General features: G+C 73.1%; 25 protein-coding genes. 9 read left to right on the top strand and 16 right to left on the bottom strand.

Annotation, left to right across the window (positions count from 1 at the left end; translation table 11 throughout):
* Positions 1-49 precede the first annotated feature (49 nt).
* The 4 genes from AB0E88_RS34045 to AB0E88_RS34030 form a co-directional block, all read right to left on the bottom strand.
* Positions 50-1,036, bottom strand: coding sequence for a serine/threonine-protein kinase (locus AB0E88_RS34045; RefSeq protein WP_361638653.1), 987 nt, complete (start codon positions 1,034-1,036; stop codon positions 50-52).
* Positions 1,026-1,700 (bottom strand): hypothetical protein, encoded by a 675-nt coding sequence (locus tag AB0E88_RS34040; RefSeq protein ID WP_361638651.1) that lies wholly within the window; start codon positions 1,698-1,700, stop codon positions 1,026-1,028. The genes AB0E88_RS34045 and AB0E88_RS34040 overlap by 11 nt, the downstream gene beginning before the upstream one ends.
* A gap of 57 nt (positions 1,701-1,757) precedes the next feature.
* Complete coding sequence (locus tag AB0E88_RS34035; protein ID WP_361638649.1) at positions 1,758-4,100, bottom strand: FHA domain-containing protein; 2,343 nt, start codon at positions 4,098-4,100, stop codon at positions 1,758-1,760.
* Between the two features lie 67 nt (positions 4,101-4,167).
* Positions 4,168-4,578 carry a hypothetical protein gene (locus AB0E88_RS34030; RefSeq protein ID WP_361638647.1) on the bottom strand — a complete coding sequence of 137 codons (411 nt, stop codon included), beginning with the start codon at positions 4,576-4,578 and terminating at the stop codon, positions 4,168-4,170.
* A 308-nt stretch (positions 4,579-4,886) separates the two neighbouring features.
* Here AB0E88_RS34030 and AB0E88_RS34025 point away from each other — a divergent pair, with 308 nt between their 5' ends.
* Both AB0E88_RS34025 and AB0E88_RS34020 read left to right on the top strand, forming a co-directional pair.
* Positions 4,887-5,273 (top strand): nuclear transport factor 2 family protein, encoded by a 387-nt coding sequence (locus tag AB0E88_RS34025; RefSeq protein WP_361638645.1) that lies wholly within the window; start codon positions 4,887-4,889, stop codon positions 5,271-5,273.
* Between the two features lie 127 nt (positions 5,274-5,400).
* Positions 5,401-5,688, top strand: coding sequence for a DUF1905 domain-containing protein (locus AB0E88_RS34020; RefSeq protein ID WP_361638643.1), 288 nt, complete (start codon positions 5,401-5,403; stop codon positions 5,686-5,688).
* Positions 5,689-5,729: 41 nt separating this feature from the next.
* Here the strand turns inward: AB0E88_RS34020 and mgrA are convergent, their stop codons facing one another.
* Positions 5,730-6,722, bottom strand: a complete 993-nt coding sequence (gene mgrA, locus AB0E88_RS34015; RefSeq protein ID WP_361638641.1) for an L-glyceraldehyde 3-phosphate reductase — start codon at positions 6,720-6,722, stop codon at positions 5,730-5,732.
* 124 nt (positions 6,723-6,846) lie between these two features.
* Between mgrA and AB0E88_RS34010 the strand changes: the two genes are divergently transcribed.
* Positions 6,847-7,752: a LysR substrate-binding domain-containing protein gene (locus tag AB0E88_RS34010; protein WP_361638639.1), complete on the top strand. Its 906-nt coding sequence runs from the start codon at positions 6,847-6,849 to the stop codon at positions 7,750-7,752.
* A 73-nt stretch (positions 7,753-7,825) separates the two neighbouring features.
* Positions 7,826-8,326, top strand: coding sequence for a DUF664 domain-containing protein (locus AB0E88_RS34005; RefSeq protein ID WP_361638637.1), 501 nt, complete (start codon positions 7,826-7,828; stop codon positions 8,324-8,326).
* Positions 8,327-8,345: 19 nt separating this feature from the next.
* Here the strand turns inward: AB0E88_RS34005 and AB0E88_RS34000 are convergent, their stop codons facing one another.
* Both AB0E88_RS34000 and AB0E88_RS33995 read right to left on the bottom strand, forming a co-directional pair.
* On the bottom strand, positions 8,346-9,410 hold the full coding sequence (locus tag AB0E88_RS34000) for an adenosine deaminase (protein WP_361638635.1): 1,065 nt from the start codon (positions 9,408-9,410) through the stop codon (positions 8,346-8,348).
* Positions 9,411-9,477: 67 nt separating this feature from the next.
* Complete coding sequence (locus AB0E88_RS33995) at positions 9,478-9,870, bottom strand: VOC family protein (protein ID WP_361638633.1); 393 nt, start codon at positions 9,868-9,870, stop codon at positions 9,478-9,480.
* A gap of 151 nt (positions 9,871-10,021) precedes the next feature.
* On the opposite strand from AB0E88_RS33995, the gene AB0E88_RS33990 reads away from it, so the two are divergent.
* Complete coding sequence (locus tag AB0E88_RS33990) at positions 10,022-10,480, top strand: pyridoxamine 5'-phosphate oxidase family protein (protein ID WP_361638631.1); 459 nt, start codon at positions 10,022-10,024, stop codon at positions 10,478-10,480.
* Between the two features lie 98 nt (positions 10,481-10,578).
* Here AB0E88_RS33990 and AB0E88_RS33985 read toward each other — a convergent pair whose 3' ends face one another.
* Positions 10,579-11,535 (bottom strand): LysR family transcriptional regulator, encoded by a 957-nt coding sequence (locus AB0E88_RS33985; protein ID WP_361638629.1) that lies wholly within the window; start codon positions 11,533-11,535, stop codon positions 10,579-10,581.
* Positions 11,536-11,624: 89 nt separating this feature from the next.
* Between AB0E88_RS33985 and AB0E88_RS33980 the strand changes: the two genes are divergently transcribed.
* From AB0E88_RS33980 to sph, 3 genes are all read left to right on the top strand, one after another.
* Positions 11,625-12,545: a zinc-binding dehydrogenase gene (locus AB0E88_RS33980; RefSeq protein WP_361638627.1), complete on the top strand. Its 921-nt coding sequence runs from the start codon at positions 11,625-11,627 to the stop codon at positions 12,543-12,545.
* Complete coding sequence (locus AB0E88_RS33975; protein ID WP_361638625.1) at positions 12,542-13,534, top strand: alpha/beta hydrolase; 993 nt, start codon at positions 12,542-12,544, stop codon at positions 13,532-13,534. Before AB0E88_RS33980 ends, AB0E88_RS33975 begins: the two co-directional genes overlap by 4 nt.
* Positions 13,535-13,698: 164 nt before the next feature.
* On the top strand, positions 13,699-14,655 hold the full coding sequence (sph, locus tag AB0E88_RS33970; protein WP_361638672.1) for a sphingomyelin phosphodiesterase: 957 nt from the start codon (positions 13,699-13,701) through the stop codon (positions 14,653-14,655).
* Here sph and AB0E88_RS33965 read toward each other — a convergent pair.
* The 7 genes from AB0E88_RS33965 to AB0E88_RS33935 form a co-directional block, all read right to left on the bottom strand.
* Complete coding sequence (locus tag AB0E88_RS33965) at positions 14,628-15,557, bottom strand: aldo/keto reductase (RefSeq protein WP_361638623.1); 930 nt, start codon at positions 15,555-15,557, stop codon at positions 14,628-14,630. The genes sph and AB0E88_RS33965 overlap by 28 nt on opposite strands.
* Positions 15,558-15,616: 59 nt before the next feature.
* Positions 15,617-16,939, bottom strand: coding sequence for an aldehyde dehydrogenase family protein (locus AB0E88_RS33960; RefSeq protein WP_361638670.1), 1,323 nt, complete (start codon positions 16,937-16,939; stop codon positions 15,617-15,619).
* A 94-nt stretch (positions 16,940-17,033) separates the two neighbouring features.
* On the bottom strand, positions 17,034-18,221 hold the full coding sequence (locus tag AB0E88_RS33955; protein WP_361638621.1) for an RNA polymerase sigma factor: 1,188 nt from the start codon (positions 18,219-18,221) through the stop codon (positions 17,034-17,036).
* A complete protein-coding gene (locus AB0E88_RS33950; RefSeq protein WP_361638619.1) occupies positions 18,218-18,571 on the bottom strand; it encodes a YciI family protein in 354 nt (117 codons plus the stop codon). Before AB0E88_RS33950 ends, AB0E88_RS33955 begins: the two co-directional genes overlap by 4 nt.
* Before the next feature lie 84 nt (positions 18,572-18,655).
* Positions 18,656-19,900: an LLM class flavin-dependent oxidoreductase gene (locus tag AB0E88_RS33945; protein ID WP_361638617.1), complete on the bottom strand. Its 1,245-nt coding sequence runs from the start codon at positions 19,898-19,900 to the stop codon at positions 18,656-18,658.
* Between the two features lie 80 nt (positions 19,901-19,980).
* Positions 19,981-20,535 carry an NADPH-dependent FMN reductase gene (gene ssuE, locus AB0E88_RS33940; protein ID WP_361638615.1) on the bottom strand — a complete coding sequence of 185 codons (555 nt, stop codon included), beginning with the start codon at positions 20,533-20,535 and terminating at the stop codon, positions 19,981-19,983.
* A 219-nt stretch (positions 20,536-20,754) separates the two neighbouring features.
* Positions 20,755-20,832, bottom strand: a complete 78-nt coding sequence (locus tag AB0E88_RS33935; protein ID WP_361638668.1) for a putative leader peptide — start codon at positions 20,830-20,832, stop codon at positions 20,755-20,757.
* A gap of 197 nt (positions 20,833-21,029) precedes the next feature.
* Between AB0E88_RS33935 and AB0E88_RS33930 the strand changes: the two genes are divergently transcribed.
* The gene (locus tag AB0E88_RS33930) at positions 21,030-21,470 is read left to right on the top strand and encodes an SPW repeat protein (protein WP_361638613.1); all 441 of its coding nucleotides are present in this window, start codon (positions 21,030-21,032) and stop codon (positions 21,468-21,470) included.
* A 173-nt stretch (positions 21,471-21,643) separates the two neighbouring features.
* Here the strand turns inward: AB0E88_RS33930 and AB0E88_RS33925 are convergent, their stop codons facing one another.
* Positions 21,644-23,098: a hydrolase gene (locus tag AB0E88_RS33925; RefSeq protein WP_361638611.1), complete on the bottom strand. Its 1,455-nt coding sequence runs from the start codon at positions 23,096-23,098 to the stop codon at positions 21,644-21,646.
* Positions 23,099-23,523: the final 425 nt, after the last annotated feature.

Here is a 23,523-nt window from a genome sequence, read left to right as displayed (position 1 = left end):
CCCGAGGAACGCCTCACCTGACTCCCGGTGCCGGCGCCGCGTCCCGCCGTCACGGCTCGAAGACGGGCCGTGCCCAGCGCGGCGGCGCCTTCGGACCACCCTGGCCGGGCGGTACGACGCCGAGGTCCACCTCCGTGGGCGGGTGGCCGCCGGGCGCGCCTCCCACTGCCGCGGCGCGCAGGTCGGCGACGAAGGCGAGGCAGGTGGGGTGGCGCTCGTCGGGGCTCTTGGCCAGGGCCCGGGCGAACACGGTGTCGACGGCCGCCGGCAGGTCGGGCCGGAACCCGGTGAGCGGGGGCGGATCGTCGTACTGGTGGGCCCACAGCAGGGCCATGTCGTCGTCCCGGCGAAACGGCGGGCGGCCGGCGAGGGTCTCGTGGACGACGCACGCGAAGCCGTAGACGTCGCAGCGGCCGTCGACCGGGCGGCCGGAGATCTGCTCCGGGGCCACGTAGTCGAGGGTGCCGACGAACTGGCCGACGGTGGTGAAGCCGGTCAGCGACAGCGACTTCTTCGTCAGCCCGAAATCGGTGAGATACACGTGCTCGGGATGGTCGCTGTCGGTGCCGCGCGCGACGAGGATGTTGCCGGGTTTGACGTCCCGGTGGACCAGGCCGTGCTCGTGCGCCGCGTCGAGCGCGGAGGCGACCTGGGCGGCGATGCGTACGGCGGCCGGAAGCGGCAGCGGGCCCTGCCGGTCGAGGAGGTGGCGCAGGTCGCTGCCGGCGACGTACCGCATGGCGATGTACAGCACGCCGTCCGTCTCACCGGCCTCGAAGACCGGCACGATGTGCGGGTGGTCGATCGCGGCGGCCACCCGGGACTCGTGCACGAAGCGCCCCCGGAAGGTGTCGTTGCGGGCGAGCTCCGGCGCGAGCAGCTTCAGCGCGACGGTGCGGTCCAGGCGCAGGTCGTGGGCGCGGTAGACGACGGCCATGCCGCCGCGGCCGATCTCCTGCTCGATGCGGTAGCCCGCGACCTGGCGGCCGACCAGGTCGGCGGGGCGGCCGGAGAACAGGCTGGTGTCACCGCTCATCGGCTCTCACCACGCGGGTGGGGGCATGGTCGGCCGAGCGGTCCGGCCGAGGGGCGTCGTCGGCGGCGCGGGCCGGTGGACGCTCGTCCCCCGGGGCGTCGTCGGCGGCGCGGGCGGGCGGACGCTCCACCCGTGGGATGTCCTCGACGGCGCGGGCAGGTGGACGCTCCGCCCGCGGCGCGTCCTCGACGGCGTAGGTGCTCAGCCGCGTGCCGTCGGCGTACACCCACCGCTCGTGCGCGGCGTCGAACAGCCAGACGTCCTCGCCGTCGACGACGACCCCGATCCGGGTGCCGTGCGTGCGCCGGCGGAAGGTCTCGCCGTCGAGTGCGCCGGCCGACAGGTCCTCGACGGCGCCGCGGTAGCGCGCGAGGGCGGCCTCGGCGCCGGCCAGCAGCGGGCGCGGGTCGGCCGTCGCGGCGGCGGGACGGCCGGCCCGCGGCGGGTCCTGGGGCACGGCCACGAGGAGGCGGCCGTCGACCCAGGCGGACCAGCCGTTGGAGCACACCACGTGGGCCCAGTCGCCGCGCCGCTCGGCGAGCTGCACCGGCAGCAGGGCGTCCAGCGGGACCGTCGGCCGGTCCGGGTCGGGAGCCTCCCAGGCCGGCATGCCGCCCTGGGGGACGACGTGGGTGGGGGCGAAGCCGGGTACCGGCGCGGTCATGGGCGCCTGCCTCCGCTCGGCGGCTCGGGTGTCTGCGTCCGGGTCACGTCCGGGTGCCTACTTCCGCATCACGACGGGTTCGTGGCGGCGCAGCAGCCGGGCCACGGCCCAGCCGAAGATCGCCGACAGCACGAGCAGCATGGCGATGTTCAGCAGCCACACGCCCGCCGCGTGCTTGAACAGCGGGTCGGAGGTCAGCTCGCCGGGCACGATCCGGCCGAGCCCGACCGTGCCCGCCATCGCGCCGAGCGCCCACCGCGAGGGCACCAGCCAGGACAGCTGCTCCAGACCGGGCACGCCGTGCAGCTTGAGCAGGGCGCCGCAGAACACCACCTGGACGATGGCGAGAAGCACCAGCAGCGGCATGGTGACCTCTTCCTTGCGCACCAGCGCCGACACCAGCAGCCCGAGCATCATCGCGGTGAACGCCAGCAGGGCGACGGCGACGATGATCTCGACGAGCGGCGGCAGCAGGACGCCCTTGCCGCCGGGGGCGTTCAGGTCGACGCCGAGCAGCGCCACCAGGGTGAGCACCACCGCCTGGAGGATCGTCACCGTGCCGAGGACGACGACCTTGGACATCAGGTACGCCGATCTGGACAGGCCGACGGCTCTCTCCCGCTGGTAGATCACCCGTTCCTTCACGAGTTCGCGCACGGCGTTGGCCGCCCCGGTCAGGACCCCGCCGACGCACAGGATGAGCAGCGCGTTCATCGCGGTGTCCCGGGTGAGGTGGCTCCCGGCGAGGGCGCGGGCCATCGCTCCCATCACGAACGGCAGCGCGATCATGATGGCGAGGAAGGTGCGGTCGGCGCTGAGGGCCGCCGTGTAGCGGCGGATGAGGGTGCCGAGCTGCGCGCCCCAGCTGCGTGGCGCGGACGGCCGCTCCATGATGACCGGGCCTTCGCGGGGCACACGCGGCTGTGCTCCGGCGTCGGCGTAGCGGCGGTGCTGCGGCGAGGTGCGGTACTGGCCCGCCCAGTCGCGGTCCTGGTCGCGTTCGAAGGCCTCGAAGGCCTCCGGCCACTGCTCGTAGCCGAAGAAGGCGAGGGCCTCCTCGGGCGGCCCGTACCAGGCGACCCGGCCACCGGGGGCGAGGACGAGCAGCCGGTCGCACACGTCGAGGCTCAGCACGCTGTGGGTGACGACGATGACGGTGCGGCCGTCGTCGGCGAGGCCGCGCAGCATGTGCATCACCGAGCGGTCCATGCCGGGGTCGAGTCCGGAGGTCGGCTCGTCGAGGAAGAGCAGGGAGGGCTTGGTCAGCAGCTCCAGCGCGACGCTGACCCGCTTGCGCTGGCCGCCGGAGAGGCTGTGCACGGGCTGTGCCGCGCGCTGTTCCAGCCCGAGTTCGCGGATGACCTCGTCGACGCGGTCGCGCCGCTCGGCCTTGGCGGTGTCCTGCGGGAAGCGCAGTTCGGCGGCGTAGGACAGGGCGGCGCGGACGGTGAGCTGGGGGTGCAGGATGTCGTCCTGCGGCACGAGACCGATGCGCTGGCGCAGTTCGGCGTAGTCGCGGTAGAGATCGCGGCCGTCGTAGAGGACGGTGCCGTGGTCGGCGGGGCGCTGTCCGGTCAGGGCGCCCAGCAGGGTGGACTTGCCGGCCCCGCTCGGGCCGACGACGGCGAGCAGGCACTTCTGGCCGACCGGGAAGGAGACGTGGTCCAGCAGCGTCTTGCGGCCGCGGTCGACGGCGACCGTGAGGTCCTGCACGTCGAGGGAGACCTCGCCGGTGTCGACGTACTCCTGCAGCTGGTCGCCGACCAGGCTGAACGCGTAGTGGCCGATGCCGACGATGTCGCCCTGCCCGATGGGGGCGACGTCGATCGGGCGGCCGTTGAGGAACGTGCCGTTGTGGCTGCCGAGGTCGGCGATCTCGTAGCTGCCGTCCGGCAGATGGCGCAGTTCGGCGTGGCGGCGGGAGACGACCAGGTCGTCGAGGACGAGGTCGTTGTCGGCGGCGCGGCCGATGCCCACGGTGCGCAGGGGCAGCGGGCGGACGGTGGTGGGCCGGGCGAAGGTGCCCGTGAGGGCGGGCATCGACACCCCGGAGGGCCGCTCGGGCGCGGGGGCCGCGGTGGGCGGGCTGACCAGGACGACGCACGGGCCGTCGGCGGGGTTGCCGAACCGGAGGACGCTGCCGGGGCCGACGCCCCACTGGTGGACGCGCCGCCCGTCGGCCCAGGTGCCGTTGGTGCTGTGCTCGTCCTCGAGCGTCCAGTGGTCGGCGTCGGGGTGCAGCACCGCGTGGTGCCAGGAGACGCGCGCGTCGTCGAGGACGATGTCGCACAGCGGGTCGCGGCCGACGTGGTAGTCACGACCGGGAGTCATCACCGTGGTACCGGAGTCGGTCTCCAGCACGAGTTCGGGTGCGGTCGATGCGGCAGGGCGCTCCACCATGCCAGGATTCTACCGATTGATCCCCTTGTGCGCCGTTCGAGTGAGGAAGGCGGGGCCGGCGACCGGCTCAGCCGACCGGGGCGACCAGGACCGGGGCGGCCCGCTGCATGCGCAGCGCGTCGACCGACTCGGCGAGCAGTTCGTACTCGGTGGTGTCGTCGCTGGCGACGATGCGCACCAGCCGTCCGGTCGCCAGCGCCTCGGCCACCTGCTCCTGCCGGGGCACGTCCGCGCACCAGGCGCGCAGCACGGCGGGGACGTCCGGCACGGTGTCGGCGACCGGCACCAGGGCGCTCGGCGGGAACGCCTCGCTCTCCGGGCGCGGGTCCAGCCGCTCGGCGATCCAGGAGGCCCGGTCGCGCAGCCACCACAGCGCGAGCGCCAGCGTGGGCGCCCGGTAGGTGCCCAGCGGCACCCCGATGCGCCGGCCGTCGCAGACGCCGTACGCCGTGACATGGCACAGGAATTCGTCGTGCACCGTCCCACTCCCCCGTCGGTCGCTCGCGCGCCGGGCCTCGCTTTCGGTGCGGCTCGTAGGCGGTGCACTACCGCCCGTGTTCGAGTATGTTCACGGCTGAATCACTGTCACCATGACTTTCCGGCCAGTCTGCTGGCATATTCACGGCGCTTCTTGGCCGAAATGCGGCGGGCCGTCGCGGCGCGCGCCTTACCTCCGGGGTAATCGACCAGGCCGGCGCGCCGGGGCAGGGTGGTGTCACCGGATCGCGGGGCTCCCCGATCCGGGTCTACGACATCGACGTACGACCTCATGGAGGGTGATTCACCATGTCCGAGCACACCACCGACCGTTACGACGCCGCCGTCGCCCGCTACTTCGAGGCCTGGAACGCGGCCGACGCCGAGGCACGGGCCAAGGCGGTCGCCGCCGCCTGGACGGCCGACGGCAGCTACACCGACCCCCTCGCCGACGTGCGCGGCCACGACGCGATCGCCGCGCTCGTCGCGGGAGCCCGCGAGCAGTTCCCGGGGTTCGCCTTCCGGCTCACCGGCGCGGTGGACGGGCACCACGACACGGCCCGCTTCTCCTGGGAGCTGGTGAGCGAGACGGACGGATCGGCGCCGGTGGCCGGGTCCGACGTGGTGACGCTGGACGGCGAGGGACGCATCCGCGCCGTGCTCGGCTTCCTGGACCGGGTGCCGGGCGGGGCCTGAGCCGGCACCGATGAGTTCTCCGGCGGCCGGCGGTCTGCCCCTCAGGACCACCGACCGCACGTCGGCGCCACGACCGCACGCCGGGGCCACCGACCGCACGTCGGACCACCGGCCGCCGGAGGATGTCATGACGACCCACAGCGCCGTGGACGCGGAGTTCACCGCCGTCCTGCGCAAGAGCCCCGCCCAAGGCGGCTGGACCTATGTGGTCTGGCCCGAATCCGTCGGCTTCTTCGGTACCCGCGGACTGGTCAAGGTCCGCGGCACCGTCGACGGTCACCCCTTCGAGAGCTCCTTCATGGCGCTCGGCGACGGCACCCACAAGCTCCCCGTCAAGGCCGACGTGCGCCGGGCCATCGGCAAGGAGGTGGGCGACACGGTGACCGTGCGGCTCACCGAGCGCCTCGGCCGCTGACCAGTCGCCCCAGCCGTCCGCGCAGCCGTCTCAGCGGCGGCTCAGCCTTTGATCGCCGCGTCGATGCGGGCCAGTTCCCCGGCGTCGAAGTCGAGGTTGCCGATGGCCGCGACGCTGTCGCGCAGCTGCTCCGGGCTGCTCGCGCCGACCAGCGCGGAGGTGACCCGGCCGCCGCGCAGCACCCAGGCCAGCGCCATCTGCGCCAGCGACTGGCCGCGTGACTTCGCGATGGCGTCCAGTTCCCGCAGCGTGGCGACCAGATCGGCGGTCACCGCGTCGCGCTGCAGGAAGGGGCTGTCGCTCGCCGCGCGCGAGCCCTCCGGGATGCCGTCCAGGTAGCGGGCGGTGAGCAGGCCCTGGTCCAGCGGCGAGTAGGCGATGGAGCCGACCTGCAGTTCGTCCAGCGTGTCCAGCAGGCCGCTCTCCTCGGGCCGGCGGTCCAGCATCGAGTAGCGCGGCTGGTGGATCAGCAGCGGGGTGCCCAGGTCGGCGAGGATGCGGGCCGCCTCCCGGGTCTGCTCCGGCGAGTAGTTGGAGACGCCGACGTACAGGGCCTTGCCCTGCTGGACCGCCGAGTGCAGCGCGCCCATCGTCTCCTCGAGCGGGGTGTCCGGGTCGGGGCGGTGCGAGTAGAAGACGTCGACGTAGTCCAGGCCCATCCGCTTCAGGCTCTGGTCGAGCGAGGACAGCAGGTACTTGCGCGAGCCCCACTCGCCGTACGGGCCGGGCCACATCAGATAACCGGCCTTGGTGGAGATCACCAGCTCGTCGCGGTAGGCGGCGAAGTCGTCCTTCAGCGCCTCGCCCAGGGCCAGCTCGGCGGCGCCGGGCGGCGGACCGTAGTTGTTGGCCAGGTCGAAGTGGGTGACGCCCAGGTCGAAGGCGGTGCGCAGGATGGCCCGCTGGGTCTCGACCGGGCGGTCCGGGCCGAAGTTGTGCCACAGTCCGAGCGACAGCGCCGGCAGCTTCAGTCCGCTGCGTCCGGTGCGCCGGTAGGGCATGTCCGCGTAGCGGTCGGGGTGTGCGGTGTACAACGCGACTCCATGAGGGGTAAGGCACGTGATCCGGTGCGTGGAACCGGTACCCACTCTGGCCTGACCTGGGGGCAGTGGTCCAACAGGAGAATCCGATGGGATTGTGCGACTAGGCTGCACAATCATGGAACTGCGCCATCTCCAGCACTTCGTCGCCGTCGCCGAGGACCAGCACTTCACCCGGGCGGCCGAGCGGCTGATGGTCTCCCAGTCCGGTCTGTCGGCCTCCATCCGGGCGCTGGAGCGGGAGTTGCAGACCCCGCTGTTCGTGCGCACCACCCGGCGGGTCACGCTCACCGAGGCGGGACGGGCGCTGCTGCGGGAGGCGGAGCGGATCCTGGCCGGGGTGCGGGCCGCGCACGAGGCGGTCGCCGCCGTGCAGGGCGTGCTGCGCGGCACTCTGTCGCTGGGTACCGAGCAGTGCATCGCCGGGGTGAACGTGGCGGGGCTGCTCGCCGCTTTCCGGCGCCGGCATCCGGACGTCGAGATCCGGCTGCGCCAGACCGGCTCCGGCGCGCTCGCCGAGGAGGTCGCCGCCGGGCGCCTGGACTGCGCCTTCGTCTACCGCACCCAGGCCGACACCGAGCAGCTGCGCTCGGTCGCGCTGGCCGGTGAGCCGATGACGGTGCTGTGCCATCCCACGCACCGGCTGGCCGAGTCCGGCGCCGCGGTCACGCTCGACGACCTCGGCGGCGAGGTCTTCGTCGACTTCCACCCCGACTGGGGCCCGCGCGGCGCCACCGACGCCGCCTTCGCCGCGGCGGGTGTGCGGCGCACGGTCGCGCTGGAGGTGAACGACGTGCACAGCCTGCTGGACCTGGTCGACGAGAACCTGGGCATCGCCGTGGTGCCGCGCCACTTCCGCCACAAGCGGCCGTCGCTGACCGCTCTGCCCGTCAAGGGCGCGGACCACCCGGCGTACGAGACGGTGGCCCTGCTGCCTCCCCCGCAGTCCACCAGCCCGGCGGCCCGGGCACTGATGACCCTGCGGGAGGGCGACGGCGCCCGCGCGTGCCCCGCGGACCGGTGACCACGCCGGCCGTCGGCACGGCGTGATCCGCAAAGAGGGAGCGCCGGGCGGCGGCGTGCGCGATGGTGGACGTATGCATGCGAAGGACATCCTCATCGACGGCTTCGGCCGCATCCGGGAAGAAGTCCATGCCGCCGTCGAGGGGCTGGGCCCGGACGAACTCGCCGCCCGCCCCTCCTCCGACGCCAACTCCATCGCCTGGCTGGTCTGGCATCTGACCCGGGTCCAGGACGACCACGTCGCCGACGCCTTCGGTCTCGACCAGGTGTGGCTGAGCCAGGACTGGGAGAAGCGGTTCGGCCTGGACCTGCCGCGCAAGGACACCGGGTACGGGCACACCTCCGCCAAGGTCGCCAAGGTGCGCGTCGACTCCCCCGACCTGCTCACCGGCTACTACGACGCCGTGCACGCACAGACCCTGTCGGCCCTGCGCACGCTCGCCGCGAAGGACCTGGAGCGTGTCGTGGACGAGCGCTGGGACCCGCCGGTCACCCTCGGGGTGCGCCTGGTCAGCGTCCTGTCCGACGATCTCCAGCACGTCGGACAGGCCGCCTACGTCCGCGGACTGCTCTAGGCGCCGCGTGCGGGCGGGCTCAGAGCGCGTAGCCCGGAAGGATCACGTCCTCGATGAGGGCCTTGCGCTCGTCGAACGGGATGAACGCGCTCTTCACCGCGTTCACCGTGACCGTGCGCAGGTCCTCGACGCTCCAGCCGGCCTGCTCCACCAGCAGGGACATCTCGCGGGTCATCGTCGTGCCGGACACCAGGCGGTTGTCGGTGTTGAGGGTGACCCGGAAACCGAGGTTCTTCAGCTCGGTGATCGGGTGCTCGGCTATGGAGGTGGCGCAGTCCGTCTGCAGGTTGGACGTCGGGCACATCTCCAGCGCGATGCGGCGGTCACGGATCCAGGAGGCGAGGCGGCCGAGCTTGCCCTCCACGATGTCCTCGGTGATCCGCACGCCGTGTCCGATGCGCTGGGCGCCGCACACCTGGAGGGCCTGGTGGATGCTGGGCAGGCCGTGTGCCTCGCCCGCGTGGATGGTGAACGGCACGCTCTCGCGGCGCAGGTGCTCGAAGGCGGCGAGGTGGTCGGCGGGCGGGAAGCCGTCCTCGGCGCCGGCGATGTCGAAGCCGACGACGCCGGCGTCACGGTAGGCGACGGCCAGGTCGGCGGCCTCGGCGACCCGGTCGAACATGCGCATGCCGCACAGCAGGGTGCCGACACGGACGGGGGTGCCGGCGGCGGCCGCCTTGGCCATGCCGGCGGCGAGGCCCTCCTGGACCGTCTCCACGACCTCGCTCATGGCGAGGCCGCCGCGTGTGTTCAGCTCCGGCGCGTAGCGCACCTCGGCGTAGACGACACCGTCGGCGGCGAGGTCGAGGACGTACTCCTCGGCGGTGCGCAGCAGGCCCTCGCGGGTCTGCATCACGGCGAGGGTGTGCTCGAAGGTGGCGATGTAGCGGACCAGGTCACCGGAGTTCGCGGCCTCGTAGTACCAGGCGGCCAGCTCGTCGGGGTCGGTGGTGGGCAGCGTGTGGCCGACCTCGGCGGCCAGCTCCACGACGGTGGCGGGGCGCAGGCCGCCGTCCAGGTGGTCGTGGAGGACGGCCTTGGGCAGGCGACGGATCACATCGGCGTCTACGCGCGTAGCGGTCATGGCGAGTCTTTCCTCGAGCGGGGTGGTTCGGAACATGGGGGCCTGGATCAGGCAGCGCCCGGGGCCGTCAGCCGGCGGGCTGCAGCAGGTCCCAGCGATTGCCGTACAGGTCCTGGAAGACGACGACGGTGCCGTACGGCTCGTGCCGCGGCTCCTCCAGGAAGGTCACACCGGCGGCCGCCATGCGGGCGTGGTCGCGGGCGAAGTCGTCGGTGTGCAGGAAGAAGCCGACCCGCCCGCCGGTCTGGTCGCCGACGCGGGCCGCCTGCGCCTCGCCCTTGGCCCGGGCCAGCAGCAGGCCGGTGCCGTGCGCCCCGGCGCCGGGCTCGACGACGACCCAGCGGGAACCGTCGGGGCGCGGCGCGTCCTCGGCGAGACGGAAGCCGAGGGCCTCGGTGTAGAAGCGGATCGCCTCGTCGTAGTCGTCGACGACGAGGGTGACCAGGGCGATGCGTCTCATCGGAACCTTCCGTGCGGGTGGTTAGCGGGAGAGGTTATACGTAAAACCTCGTGGACGCCAGTCGCCTACGCGGACCTAGGACGTCAGCCGTACCCCGGCCGGGACCCCGGCCCGAGGTGCCGGGCACCGTCCTGCGGTTACGGTCCCCGGCATGAAGATCACCGAGGGGCCCCGGGACGCGGCGCGCCGACAGCGGGACGTGCTGGCGCGGCTGGAGCGGGAGCGGGACGTATGGGTGGCGACGGCGGACGCCGGGGGTCTGCCGTGCCTGGTGGCGCTGTGGTTCGTCTGGGACGGCGAGTCACTGTGGGTGTCGACCCGGCTCACCAACCCGACCGGCCGCAATCTCCGCGACGGCCGACGCGCCCGGCTGGCGTTCGGCGACACCGAGGACGTGGTCCTCATCGACGGCGAGGTGGAGACCTACGGCGCGGCCGAGGTGCCGTCCGCTGCGGTCGGGGCGTTCACGGAGCTGACCGGCTGGGATCCGCGGCGCGACAGCGCGTCGTACGCCTTCTTCCGGATACGGCCGCTCGCCGTCCAGGCATGGCGGGGCGTGCACGAGCTGCGGGGACGGCAGCTGATGCGTGACGGGGAGTGGGTGATCTAGGGCGCCGGTGGGGTCGTCCGCGGGTGCGGTGCTCCGGGCGGTCGTCTCCACGGTGTTCCGGGTCCGGCGCCGCCGAGACCCGGACCGCGGCGCCGGCGTCACCCGGTGACCGGGGCCGGCGGTCCGCCGGGGGCGCTCGCGGGTGGTTCGGGCAGCCAGTCGCGCGCCGGGTCGTACTCCAGCCACCGGCTCCGCCCCGCCTGCGCGGCACAGGCCGCCATGAGGCCGGCCAGTCCCGGATGCCCGTCGCCGGCGCGCCACAGCAGCGACCACGCGTACAGCGGCGTCGGGTCGACCAGCGGGACGCAGCGCACGCCGGGGACGTCCGGCAGGGGGACGTCGGCGGGGAGCAGCGAGAAGCGGTTCGGCTCGTCGGCCACCTCGGCGAGGAAATGGGCGAGGCCCAGGTTGATGCTCGTGCCGCTGGTCCGGACGGCGAACCGTTCGGCGAACTGGTGGAGGAAGTCGAGCCGGTCGAGCGGACCGGGCGCCCACAGCAGGCTGTCGCTCAACTGCTCGGGTCGCAGCGCCGGTTCGTCCGCGAGGGGATGGTCCGCGCCGAGTACGGCGTCCACCGGCTCCAGGCGGATGAGCCGGTGCGCCACGCCCGGCGGCAGTGGCGGGTGGACCCGGCCGAAGGCCGCGTCGATGTCGCCGTCGAGCAGGGCCGCGGTCACCGACGGCAGGTCGCGCCCGTGCCCCAGCATGAGCTCCCCGGCCCGTCCGGCGACCTCGGCCAGCGTCCGCATCGGCGCGTAGAGGTGCCCGAAGACGTCCACCCGCAGGGGGCGGTCCTTGCCCAGGGCCGCGGCGACCGCGGCGTCCGCCGCGGCCAGGGTCTGCCGGGCCGGCGACAGGAAACGCCGGCCGGCGTCGGTGAGGCGCACGCCGGTGCCGTCGCGCCGGAACAGCTCGGTGCCGAGCAGGGACTCCAGCCGCGCGACCCTCTTGGACAGCGCCTGCTGCGAGATGGCGAGCGTTGCCGCCGCCCGCCCGAAGTGCAGTTCCTCGGCGGTGCGCACAAAGGCACGCACCTGCGCCATGTCGAGATCCATCGCCCTCACCTTAGGCGACAACCCGAAGTTGTCGGTGCTGCCGGGGCGTTGTTGGATCGCGGGAGAGCCGCGACGGTTGCATGTGCGGCATGCGAAGACTGATTCCCACGTGGGACGCCGCGCGTCCGGTCGTGCTCGCCGAGGCCCCCCAGCCCGTCCCGGAGCCCGGTGAGGCACTGGTCAAGGTCGAGGCGTTCGCGCCGAACCGGGGTGAGACGTTCCTGCTCGAGCACCCCCGGCCGGGGCTGCTGCCCGGCAAGGACATCGCGGGGCTCGTCGTGCAGGCGGCGGCCGACGGCTCGGGCCCCGGCGTCGGCACCCGCGTGGTCGGCCATCCGCCGCAGGGCGGCTGGGCCGAGTACGCGGCCGTGCCCACGCACTCCCTCGCGGTGCTCCCGGACAGCGTCGCGTGCGTGCAGGCGGCGGCCCTGCCCCTGGCCGGGATCACCGCGCTGCGGCTGCTGCGCACGGCCGGTTCCCTGGCCGGCCGGCGGGTGCTGCTGACCGGCGCCTCGGGCGGGGTCGGCCACTACGTCACCGAGCTGGCCGTCGGGGCGGGGGCCGAGCTGACCGCCGTGACGGCAACGCCGGTGCGCGGCGAGCGGCTCGCGGAGCTGGGGGCGCGGGTGGTGCACGAGGTGGCGGCGGCGCAGGGGCCGTTCGACGTCGTACTGGAGTCCACCGGTGGGCCGGATCTGCCCCTGGCCCTGGCGAAAGTCCGTCCGGGCGGCCTGCTCGTCTGGTTCGGCCAGGCGAGCCGCACCCCGGTGACGCTCGACTTCTTCGACCTGCTGAGCGGTCCCGAACGCGTCACGATCCAGCACTTCCACTACGCGGGGGCCCCGTACGGCGCCGACCTCGCGGCGCTGGTGCGCCTGGTGGAACAGGAGCGGCTGCATCCGGAGATCGGCCGGGTCGCCGACTGGACGCGCACCGCCGACACACTGGTCGATCTGCGGGAGCGCCGGATACGAGGCAAGGCCGTCCTGCTGACGGGAGGAGCACGATGAAGGCATCGGAGTTCGCCGCCGCCCAGTGGACGCGTGCCACGGGCGCGGGCGTCGATCCCCACGAGTACCAGCGCGTCACCGGCGGCCTCACCTCCGTCGCCGACTGGGGGCCGGCCTTCCTGCGCGCCGGAAAGGCGCACCTGCGGCGCGCGGAGAGCGCCGGATCGTCCGTCTCCGCGGGGGAACACCTGCTGACGGCGGCCCGTTGGTTCCATCTCGCCACGCTGGCGCCGTACGCGGAGGCGAGCCGTGCCGCCGCCGAGGCGGACGACGCGCTGGGGCGGGCCCTCACCGTGCTGGAGCCCGGGGCGCGACGGGTGAGCGGTGAAGGATTCACCGGGTGGCTGCGCGGTCCCTCGGACGCCCCCGGCACCGTGGTCGTCGTCCCCGGCCTGGACTCGGCCAAGGAAGAGTTCCTCGGGGTGGTCGACGCGCTGCTGGCCAGAGGTCTGGCGGTGTTCGCGATGGACGGCCCCGGGCAGGGCGTCCTCGCCGCCGGCACGACCCTCGTACCGGACTACGAACGGATCGTCGGCCGGGTCGTCGACGCCCTCGGCGTCGCACGCGTCGGGCTCGTCGGCCTGAGTCTGGGCGGCTGGTTCGCGGCCCGCGCCGCCGCTCTGGAGCCGCGGGTGGCGGCGGTCGCCACCGTCAGCGGCCCGTTCCGGCTCGACTGGGACGAACTGCCGCCGCCGGTGCGGGACATCATGGCCCGGCGCGCCGGAGGAGCCGACGCCGCGCGCGACTTCGCCCGCCGGGTGGACCTCACCTCCCTGGCCCCGCGCATCGCGGCCCCGCTGCTCGTCGTGGACGGGGGCCGGGACGTCATCCCCGGCGTGACGAACGGCGAGCCCCTGGCCCGGCTGGCGCCGCGCGGGACCTACCTGTCCGTGCCCCATGGGGACCACCTCCTCGGCAACGCACGGCCCGACTGGCTGCCCCAGGTCGCCGACCACCTCACGCACGCGCTGACGGACACACCCGTGTGAGGGCACCGCACCCGAGCACCCGGGGGGCGACAGCCGCTCCAGCGTCACATGGAGCTCTCCTGGGGGTTACCCGGTGGTAATTCCCGGTGGTTTGATGGCCCGCGCCACTCAACGCCCCTCATCCACAGGGAGATCCAGTGACGCTTCCCGCACCGCGCCGCACCCTGGGCGCAGCCGTGCTCGCCCTCGTCCTGCCCGCCGCCGCACTGGCCGGCGCGGCACCCGCGGCCGCGGCCGGTCCCGCGCCGTCGCTGAGGGTGCTGACCTACAACACCTTCCTCATGAGCAAGAACCTCTACCCGAACTGGGGTCAGGACCACCGGGCCGCCGAGATCCCGAAGGCGTCCTTCTTCCACGGCAACGACGTCGTCGTCCTGCAGGAGGCGTTCGACAACTCCGCCTCCGACGCGCTGAAGAGCGCCGCCGCGGCCGAATACCCCTACCAGACCCCGGTGGTGGGGCGCGGCAAGGACGGCTGGGACGCGACCGGCGGTGCGTACTCGTCGACGACGCCGGAGGACGGCGGCGTCACCGTGCTGAGCAAGTGGCCCGTCCTGCACAGGGAGCAGTACGTCTACAAGGACGCCTGCGGGGCGGACTGGTGGTCCAACAAGGGGTTCGCGTACGTGGTGCTGAACGTGAACGGCGCGAAGGTGCACGTCGTCGGCACGCACGCGCAGTCCACGGATCCGGGCTGCGCCGCGGGCGAGGCGGCGGCGACGCGCGCCCGGCAGTTCAGGACGATCGACGCCTTCCTCGACGCGAAGAACATCCCCGCGAACGAGGAGGTGCTGGTCGTGGGCGACATGAACGTCGACTCGCGCAGCGCCGAGTACGGCTCGATGCTCGCCGACGCCGATCTCGTCGGGGCCGACGCGCGCATCGGGCACCCGTACTCCTTCGACACGCAGGAGAACTCCATCGCCCACTACCGCTACCCGGACGACCCGCGGGAGGACCTGGACCACATCCTGTACCGCGCGGGCCACGTCCGGCCCACGGTGTGGAAGAACGAGGTGGTCAAGGAGCAGTCGGCGCCCTGGACGGTGTCGAGCTGGGGCACCGACTACACCTACACGAACCTCTCCGACCATTACCCGGTGACCGGCCACGCGGGCTGAGCGGCCGGTGCGCCCAGGCCGTTCAGCCGGGACAGCTCCTCGTCGGTGAGGCGCAGGGCTCCCGCGGCCACGTTCTCGGCGAGGTGGCCGGGGTCGCCGGTGCCGGGGATGGCGAGCACGTGGGGGCCCTGGTGCAGCGTCCAGGCGAGGCGGATCTGCGCCGGGCTCGCGCCGTGGGCGCGGGCGACGTCGAGCACCGCGTCGTCGTGCGCCGAGGTCGCGCCCTGCTCGCCGGCCTGACCGGCGACGGCGTAGAACGGCACGAAGGCGATGCCCGCCTCGCCGCACAGGCGCAGCACCTCCTCGCTCGCGGGTGTGCGGTGGTCGATTCCGTAGCGGTTCTGCACGGACACCACCGGTGCGATGGCGCGGGCCTCGGCGAGGTGCCGGGCCTCGACGTCGGAGACGCCCAGGTGGCGGATCAGACCGGCCTCGCGCAGTTCGGCGAGGGCGCCGAAGTGCTCGCTGATCGACTCCTGCCGCATGCGCCGCAGGTAGACGAGGTCGAGGTGGTCGCGGCCGAGCTGGCGCAGGTTCTCCTCGACGTGTCCGCGCAGTTCCTCGGGCCGGGCGGCGGTGCCCCACTCCCCCGTGTACGTGCGGAACGGGCCGACCTTGGTGGCGATCACCAGGTCGTCCGGGTACGGCGACAGCGCGCTGTTGATGATCTCGTTCGCGGAGCGCAGGGAGGAGAAGTAGAAGGCGGCCGTGTCGATGTGGTCGACACCGAGCTCGACCGCCTTGCGCACCACGGCCATGGAGCGGTTCCGGTCGCTCGGGGTGCCGTGGTGGAAGGCCGCGCTGCCCGTCAGCCGCATCGCGCCGAAGCCGACGCGGCTGACGGTGAGATCGCCGAGTTTCCAGGTGCCCGCACGGTCTGCGGTGATCGTTTCCGTGGTCATCGGCGGATCCTATCCGTGGGTCGGGCGGGGCCGTTCCTCGTGCGGCGCGGGCCGCCGTCTCAGCCGAGCGGCTTGTCCAGGACGGCCTTGCGGTGGCTGAAGGTCTGCAGGGAGTACCGGCCGTGGTAGCTGCCCATGCCGCTCTCGCCCACGCCGCCGAACGGCAGGTCGGAGACGGTGAGATGGGCCAGCGGCAGCCCGTGGCCTAGTCCGCCGGAGGAGGTCTCGGCGGCGATGCGGGCGCGGGTGTCGGCGGAGTCGGAGAAGACGTACAGGGCGAGCGGCTTGTCCCGGTCGTTGATGAAGGCGATGGCCTCGTCCAGGCCGGACACGGTGACGACCGGAAGGATCGGGCCGAAGATCTCCTCCCGCATCACCGGAGCGTGCGGGTCGACGTCGGCGAGGACGGTCGGCGCGATGTACCGGGCGTCCCGGTCGCTGTCGCCGCCGACGACGAGGCGGCCGGAGTCCAGCAGGGCGGTGAGCCGGTCGAAGTGGCGGTCGTTGACGATACGGCTGTAGTGCGGGGAGGTCTGCGGGTCGCTGCCGTAGACCTTCTCGACGGCGGCGGCGAGGGCCGGCTCGAGGGCGGCGGCCGTGGCGGGGTCGGTCAGGACGTAGTCGGGGGCGACACAGGTCTGGCCGGCGTTGAGGAACTTGCCGCGCACCAGCCGGTCGGCGACGACGTCCAGGTCGGCGCCCGCGTCGACGAACGCCGGGGACTTGCCGCCGAGTTCGAGGGTGACGGGGGTGAGGTGCTCGGCGGCGGCGCGCATGACGATGCGGCCGACGGTGCCGTTGCCGGTGTAGAAGATGTGGTCGAACCGCTGGGCGAGCAGGGCGGTCGTCTCCGGGACGCCGCCCTCGACGACGGCGACCGCGTCGGTGTCGAGATGGGCGGGCAGCAGCCGGGCCAGCGCGGCGGAGGTGGCGGGGGCCAGCTCACTCGGCTTGACGACCACGGCGTTGCCGGCGGCGAGGGCGCCGACGAGCGGGGCGAGCAGGAGCTGGGCGGGGTAGTTCCAGGGGGCGATGACGAGGACCACGCCGAGCGGGTCGTACTGGGTCCAGGCGGTGGCGTCGGCGCCGAGGTGCGCCGGGACGGGGGCCGGTTCGGGGCGCAGCCAGTCGTCGAGGTGATCGAGGGTGTGGTCGATCTCCCGTACCGTGAAGTCGATCTCCGTGCGGTAGGCCTCCGGCTCGCTCTTGCCGAGGTCGGCGTGGAGGGCGGCGGCCAGTTCGGCGCCCTGGTCGGTGAGCATCGCGCGCAGGGCGTGCAGCTGGGCGGTGCGCCAGGCGACGGGCTTGGTGCGGCCGGTGCGGAAGGTGGTGCGCAGCCGGGCGACGGTGGCGCTGATCTGCTCGGGGGTCTGGTTCACAATGCCTCCTCGGTGGATGCAAATGCCAACCTTTCAGGTACCGAAATGAATTCCCGCAGGTGACCGAGGTCACCGGACCGGCGCCCGGCGGTGACGGTCACCCGACCAGCTCCCGGCGGCGACGCTCCAGGTAGCGGCGCTCGGCGGGGTCCGGGGCGAGCGCGAGGGCCCGGTCGTACGCCCGCACGGCGTCCGCCGTACGCCCGAGCCGGCGCAGCAGGTCGGCACGTACCGCGTGGAGGACGTGGTAACCGTCCAGCTCCAGGGCGTCGACCAGGTCCAGGGCGGGTCCGGCGCCCTCGGTCTCGGCGACGGCCACCGCGCGGTTGAGGGCGACGACCGGGCCCGGCTGCAGGGTCATGAGGTGGTCGTACAACTGCCTGATCTGCGCCCAGTCGGTGGCCTCGGCGGTCGGTGCGTCGCTGTGTACGGCGTTGATCGCGGCCTGGAGCTGGTAGGGCCCCGGCCGGTTGCGGCGCAGGCAGCGGCGGACCAGGTCCTGCCCCTCGGCGATCAGCGCGCGGTCCCAGCGCTCACGGTCCTGCTCGGGCAGCGGGATCAGGGCGCCCGAGGCGTCGGTGCGCGCGGGACGGCGCGACTCGGTGAGGAGCATCAGCGCGAGCAGGCCGGTGGCCTCGGGTTCGTCCGGCATCAGCTCGGCCAGCAGCCGGGCCAGCCGGATCGCCTCGGCGCACAGTTCCGGATCGCCGGCGTAGCCCTCGTTGTAGATCAGATAGAGCACGGCGAGCACCCCGCGCAGACGGTCGGGCAGGTCGGCGTCGCGGGGCACGCGGTACGGGATGCGGGCGTCGCGGATCTTCGCCTTGGCGCGCACGAGGCGCTGGGCCATGGTCGGCTCGGGCACCAGGAACGCGCGGGCGATCTGCTCGGTGCGGAGACCGCCGAGCAGCCGCAGGGTGAGCGCGACCTGGGCGGACGTGGCGAGCGCGGGGTGGCAGCAGGTGAAGATCAGGCGGAGCCGGTCGTCGCGCACGGGGCCCTCCTCGGCGGGCGGGTCGGCGGCGTGGAGCCGGGCCGCCTCGGCGTGCCGGGCGTCCCGCGTCGACTCGCGCCGCAGCCGGTCGACGGCGCGGTTGCGGGCGGTGGTGATGATCCACCCGGCGGGACTCGGCGGCACGCCCCTGTCCGGCCAGGTCCGCAGGGCCACCGTGAAGGCGTCCTGCACCGCTTCCTCGGCGAGGTCGATGTCGCCGAGGAAGCGGACGAGGACGGCGACCGCGCGGCCGTACTCCGCGCGGAAGACGGACTCGACGTCTGCGGTCATCGGTCCGCTTCGCCCATGAAGGGCCGGACCTCGATCGGCAGGGTGGTCGCGAGGGCGGCCTTGCGGCCCCAGTCCAGGGCCGCGTCCAGGTCGGGCGCCTTGATCAGGCAGATGCCGCCCAGGTGCTCCTTGCCCTCGGCGTACGGCCCGTCGGTGATCAGCACGTCGCCGCCCTGCGGGCGCAGCACGGTGGAGGACTCGGGTCCGTGCAGCCCCCCGGCGAACACCCAGGCGCCGGCCTGGCGCAGCTCCTGGTGGAAGGCCTCGAGGTTCGTGCCGATCTCGGCGAGCACCTCGGGCGCGGGCGGCTCGCCGGCCGGCTGCATCACGCTGAGCAGGTAGTACGTCATGACGGCCTCCTCGGCCTCGTGGGGTTGTCTCACCTCCTACACGAACGGCCGCGGCCCGGATCGACACCCGGGCCGAAGAAAGCGTCAGAAATTTCCGCGGGAGCCGGCGCCGATACCGATGCCGGTTTCGCTGCCGGAGCCGATGCCGGTTTCGGAGCCGGTGCCGGTTTCGGTGCCGCGCGTCGCCTGGCTCGTGAACGGCACCTGCGCGGCGGGAGGCGTCGCCGGGGCGGACGGGTGGCGCCACAGCCCCTGTGCGGCCAGCCGCGGCAGGACGCCCTCACCGAACCAGTACGCCTCCTCCAGGTGCGGGTAGCCGGACAGCACGAACTCCTCGATGCCGAGGGCCGCGTACTCCTTGACGCGTTCGGCGACCTCGTCGTGGCTGCCGACCAGCGCGGTCCCGGCGCCGCCGCGCACCAGGCCGATGCCGGCCCACAGGTTGGGGTGGATCTCCAGGCCGTCGCGGCCGCCGCCGTGCAGCGCGAGCATCCGCCGCTGGCCCTCCGACTCGCTGCGGGCGAGCCCGCTCTGCACCGCTCGCACGGTCTCGGGGTCGAAGCCGGACAGCAGCCGGTCCGCCTCGGCCCAGGCCTGCGCGGCGGTGTCACGGGTGATGACGTGCAGCCGGATGCCGAAGCGCAGGGTGCGCCCGTGACGCGCGGCGAGCCCCCTGATCCAGGCGATCTTCTCGGCGACCTGCGCGGGCGGTTCGCCCCAGGTGAGGTAGACGTCCACGTGCCGGGCGGCGATCTCTCCCGCGATCGGCGAGGAACCGCCGAAGTAGACCTGCGGGACGGGGTCGGGCAGCCGGGCGAGCGACGCGGCCTCCACCCGCAGGTGCTCGCCGTGCAGATCGACGCTCTTGCCCTCCCACAGGTCCCGCACGATCTCCAGGAACTCGCCGGTACGGCGGTAGCGGGCGTCCTTGTCGAGGAAGTCGCCGTAGGCGCGCTGCTCCTGGCTCTCGCCGCCGGTGACGACGTTGAGCAACAGCCGTCCCCCGGTGTGCCGTTGGAAGGTGGACGCCATCTGCGCCGCGAGCGTCGGGGAGACGAAGCCGGGCCGGAAGGCCACCAGGAACTTCAGCCGTTCGGTGTTCTGACTGACCATCGCGGTGGTCAGCCACGCGTCCTCGCACCAGGCGCCGGTCGGGGTGAGCGCCCCGGCGAAGCCGAGATCCTCGGCGGCGCGGGCGATCTGGCTCAGGTAGCCGACCGTGGGCGGCCGGTCCCGGCCGGAGGCGGTGGCCGGGCTGCCGTGGCCGCCGCCGACGACATCGCGGCTGTCGCCGTTGGTGGGCAGGAACCAGTGGAAGGTGAGGGACACGGGGTATCTCCGTTCGCGTGCGCCGGACGGGCGCGGCGGGGGTGAGCCGGGGTGGGCCGGTGGGGGCGGCGAGGGGTGGGTCAGCTCGCCGCGGCCAGGACCGGGACGCGGTGCAGGGCCGCCCCGAACTGGTCGACGACCTGTTCCAGGGCCTCAGCGGTGGCCTGGGCGACCGTCACCGAACCGTCCTCGCGGACGGTGATGTCCTTGTCGAGGGTGAACCAGCCCGGGACGATGTGCGCCGCGCCCATGGAGTTGAGCACCGGGCGCAGCGCGTAGTCGAGCGCCAGGACGTGGGCGGTGCTGCCGCCGGTGGCCAGCGGCAGGACGGTCTTGCCGGTGAGCGCGTACTGCGGGAGCAGGTCCAGCAGCGCCTTCAGTACGCCGGAGTACGCCGCCTTGTAGACGGGGGTGCCGACGACGACGCCGTCGGCGCGGGCGAACAGTTCGGTGGCCTCGACGATCGCCGGGTGCCGGAAGTCGGCGCCGAGGAGCGCCTCGGCGGGGACGGTACGCACGTCGAGCGGGATGACGTCGTGGCCCTGCGCGGCCAGCCGCTGGTCGAGGTGGCGCAGCAGACGGGCGGTGCGGGAGGAGGCGGAGGGGCTGCCGGAGACGGACAGGACGGTGGCCATGGGTCCTCTTTCTTGCAGGGGCTCCGCTGGCGGAGCTGCACGGGTGCGCGCGGCGGCGGGCGTGCACGCCTGTGGCGCGGCCGGGTCGCCGAGTACGCGACGGGGCTCGGGCGGGTGCGCGAGGGGGCGGGGAAGGGGAAACGCGGGCAGGCCGGGATCAGGGCAGGCGGCGGGAAGCCGGGCTCAGCTGCCGGCGGGAAAGAAAGGCGCGGCGGAGCGTCAGGCCGCGAGGCGACAAGAGGCGCTGGAGACGCGCGCGAGGTCGACGTGGCGTCGCCGCGTGAGGTCCAGTCGCATGGTCATGCCATGGATCGTGGCAGCAGCGGACGAGAACCGTCAAGGAAATCCCGGTCGTTCTCGCATCGCGGACCGAGTGGGTCGCCACCCCCTGCGACCTCTACACATAAAGGTGAAATAAGAGCAAAATGGACGCAGCGGTGCCGACCGCCCTCCACCCCGGACGCGGTCGGCCGGCCAGTCAAAGGAGACGAGTCATGGCCAACCTCTCGCACGGCAGGGGTGACATCACCACCCACCCGGACGTCTCCGAGATGCAGGCACGTTACGCCCGCATGCTCGGCGGTCGTGATGTGGCGCTCGTGGACGGACCGGTGTTCCTGCTCGGGCTCTACTGCGCCGTGTCCCCGTGGATCGTCCACTACACGGCCAGCCAGCCCCCACTGGTGACGCACAACCTCATCATCGGTGTCGCGATCGGCCTCCTGGCCCTCGGCTTCACCCGCGCCCCCGAGCGCATGTACGGCCTGAGCTGGGCCATGTGCGCACTGGGCATCTGGATGATCATCGCCCCGTGGGTCGTCGGCAGCAGCCCGGACACGGGCGTGGTGGTGAACAACATCGTCATCGGCGCGCTGGCACTGGTGCTCGGCATGCTGTGCGCCGGGACGGCGGCGAGGAGCGCGCCCCGGCCGTGACGCCCGGGCGGCGGCGACCGGACCATCAGGCGAGGCACCGCGGAAGAAGAAACCGCGGAAGAAGAAGGTGAAGGAGACAAGGGCCGGTCCGCACGACGCGGACCGGCCCTTCACGCAGATGCCACCGCCCCGCCGGCCGACGCCGCCGGCCGGCGGGACCGCCCTTTTTGGCGTCAGCTCACGTTGAGCGCGGTGTCGTCGAGGACGAACGAGGTCTGGAGGGTGGAGCCCTCGGTGCCGGTGAACTTGATCGTGACGGTCTGCCCGGCATAGCCCGAGAGGCTGAAGCTGCGCTGGGTGTAGCCGCTCGCCGCGTTCAGGTTCGAGTAGGTCGCGAGGGTCGACAGCACGGTGCCGCTGCTGCTGACGACCTGCGCCTTGAGCGTGTCGTAGGCCGTCGTCGTGGTCGTCTCGGCGGTGTCGACGTGGAGGAAGAAACTCAGGGTGGCGTTCGCGCACCCGGCGGGGATGGTCACGGACTGCGCGAGGGTGTCGGTGTGGGCGGCGCCGTAACCGTTCAGCCAGGCCTTGTAGGAGCCCGTGCGGGCGGCCTCGCCGGTGTCGTTGGTGATGACCCCGCTGGAGGCGGTCCAGGCGGTGGCGCCGGACTCGAAGCCGGGGTTGGCGAGCAGCTGGGCGGCCGTGCACGTGCCGGTCCCGCCACCGCCGCCCCCGCCCGTGGTACCCGCCCCGGCGAGCCAGGCGGTGGCGTTCAGGGCGAGCGGGGCGTCGGTCGCGCTGGTGTCGTTCCAGCCGTCGTAGAGCGTGTTGCCGGACTGGCCGGTGCCGTCGTCGATGGGCGAGCTGTCGCCCCAGAAGGCGACGCGGCCGCTGCCGAAGGTGCTGGTGGCGAAGAACGCCCCGGTGTTGCCGGAGTAACCGGTGCGGTAGAGCAGGCCCTTGACGTTCGGGTTGTCGGCGGGCTTCAGCGTGGCGGTGGTGCCGCTGGCGATGAGGCTCTTGGTGACCGTGCCGAAGGAACCGTGCAGCACGGGGTCGCCGGCGTCGCTGATCGCGGCCGGGTGGTCGGAGCCGATGCTCAGCGCGTCGATGGAGAAGCCGAACGGGTCGGTGGAGTCGACGCTGTTGTTCGTCATCAGGTCGTTGAGGATCTCGACCGCGTCCTGGCCGTCGTTGTTGCGGTCGGCCCCGGTGTGGTCCGAGATCATGAACAGCCCGCCGCCGTTCTTCACGAAGTTCATGATCGCCGTCTTCTCGGCGCTGGTGAACAGCGTGTTGGGCTCGGGCAGGACCAGGGTGTCGAACTGGGACAGGTCCGTCGCCGAGGTGCCTCCGTAGCTCAGGCTCGAGCCGGACGGCAGCGTCTTCAGGCTGTAGTCGCCCGTCTTCTGCAGCGCCACACCCCAGGAGGACAGGGCGCCCGTCCAGTCCGTCTCGGCGGACGGGGTGGCGTCCTGGCCCAGCGGGTCGGGCTGGCTGGTGGAGATGATCCAGTCGGCGTTTCCGGCCGTCTCGGCGTGGGCGTTGTCGAACAGGACGCGGTGGGGGGTGGCCGCGTGGGCCGGGGTGGCCGTGGTACCGGTCTGCAGCGCTGCTCCGGTGAGGCACAGGCCGAGGGCGGCGAGGACGGTGGTGACCGTACGGCGGGGTCTGGTCGATCCGGACATCCGGCGAACCTCCGGGTGAGGGGGAGTAAAGGCGGTGGGGGCGCCGATCTCCGCGCGTAGAGAAGAGCCGACCGGGAGTGTTCTACACGCGTGGAGACAGTTGAAAGGTACATGGCATGACGGCGCGGTGAACAGAGCGCGCGCTCGGTGGGGCGAGCCGACGGACACGCGACATCTTGCCGCCGGTGCGGATGCCGCCGTTGCCGCAGAGCGCCCCGGCGCCATGGTCGCGGGCCGGTGCCGGAGTTGACGCGGGAGGTACGGGTGGTGCACGTCCGGTTCCACCGGGGGCGACCCGGCCGCGGCGGTGCACGTCCGGTTCCACCGGGCGTGACTCGGCCGCGGCCGCCGACCCCCGCCCGGGGGTGGGCCGCGGGAGATAGGAAGAGGACCCGGCGGAAAACCACTCAACAGGTAACGGATAG

This window comes from Streptomyces sp. NPDC028635 (assembly GCF_040637635.1).
In the GTDB taxonomy this organism is placed as follows: Bacteria; Actinomycetota; Actinomycetes; order Streptomycetales; family Streptomycetaceae; genus Streptomyces.
Note: the sequence above shows the minus strand (reverse complement) of the source record. Positions and strands in the feature narration are given on the sequence as shown.

Coding starts and splice junctions, on each gene's coding strand:
- AB0E88_RS34045 (WP_361638653.1), bottom strand. CDS start 1,036: ATGAGCGGTGACACCAGCCTGTTCTCCGGCCGCCCCGCCGACCTGGTC.
- AB0E88_RS34040 (WP_361638651.1), bottom strand. CDS start 1,700: ATGACCGCGCCGGTACCCGGCTTCGCCCCCACCCACGTCGTCCCCCAG.
- AB0E88_RS34035 (WP_361638649.1), bottom strand. CDS start 4,100: ATGGTGGAGCGCCCTGCCGCATCGACCGCACCCGAACTCGTGCTGGAG.
- AB0E88_RS34025 (WP_361638645.1), top strand. CDS start 4,887: ATGTCCGAGCACACCACCGACCGTTACGACGCCGCCGTCGCCCGCTAC.
- AB0E88_RS34020 (WP_361638643.1), top strand. CDS start 5,401: ATGACGACCCACAGCGCCGTGGACGCGGAGTTCACCGCCGTCCTGCGC.
- AB0E88_RS34010 (WP_361638639.1), top strand. CDS start 6,847: ATGGAACTGCGCCATCTCCAGCACTTCGTCGCCGTCGCCGAGGACCAG.
- AB0E88_RS34005 (WP_361638637.1), top strand. CDS start 7,826: ATGCATGCGAAGGACATCCTCATCGACGGCTTCGGCCGCATCCGGGAA.
- AB0E88_RS34000 (WP_361638635.1), bottom strand. CDS start 9,410: ATGACCGCTACGCGCGTAGACGCCGATGTGATCCGTCGCCTGCCCAAG.
- AB0E88_RS33995 (WP_361638633.1), bottom strand. CDS start 9,870: ATGAGACGCATCGCCCTGGTCACCCTCGTCGTCGACGACTACGACGAG.
- AB0E88_RS33990 (WP_361638631.1), top strand. CDS start 10,022: ATGAAGATCACCGAGGGGCCCCGGGACGCGGCGCGCCGACAGCGGGAC.
- AB0E88_RS33985 (WP_361638629.1), bottom strand. CDS start 11,535: ATGGATCTCGACATGGCGCAGGTGCGTGCCTTTGTGCGCACCGCCGAG.
- AB0E88_RS33980 (WP_361638627.1), top strand. CDS start 11,625: ATGCGAAGACTGATTCCCACGTGGGACGCCGCGCGTCCGGTCGTGCTC.
- AB0E88_RS33975 (WP_361638625.1), top strand. CDS start 12,542: ATGAAGGCATCGGAGTTCGCCGCCGCCCAGTGGACGCGTGCCACGGGC.
- AB0E88_RS33965 (WP_361638623.1), bottom strand. CDS start 15,557: ATGACCACGGAAACGATCACCGCAGACCGTGCGGGCACCTGGAAACTC.
- AB0E88_RS33955 (WP_361638621.1), bottom strand. CDS start 18,221: ATGACCGCAGACGTCGAGTCCGTCTTCCGCGCGGAGTACGGCCGCGCG.
- AB0E88_RS33950 (WP_361638619.1), bottom strand. CDS start 18,571: ATGACGTACTACCTGCTCAGCGTGATGCAGCCGGCCGGCGAGCCGCCC.
- ssuE (WP_361638615.1), bottom strand. CDS start 20,535: ATGGCCACCGTCCTGTCCGTCTCCGGCAGCCCCTCCGCCTCCTCCCGC.
- AB0E88_RS33935 (WP_361638668.1), bottom strand. CDS start 20,832: ATGCGACTGGACCTCACGCGGCGACGCCACGTCGACCTCGCGCGCGTC.
- AB0E88_RS33930 (WP_361638613.1), top strand. CDS start 21,030: ATGGCCAACCTCTCGCACGGCAGGGGTGACATCACCACCCACCCGGAC.
- AB0E88_RS33925 (WP_361638611.1), bottom strand. CDS start 23,098: ATGTCCGGATCGACCAGACCCCGCCGTACGGTCACCACCGTCCTCGCC.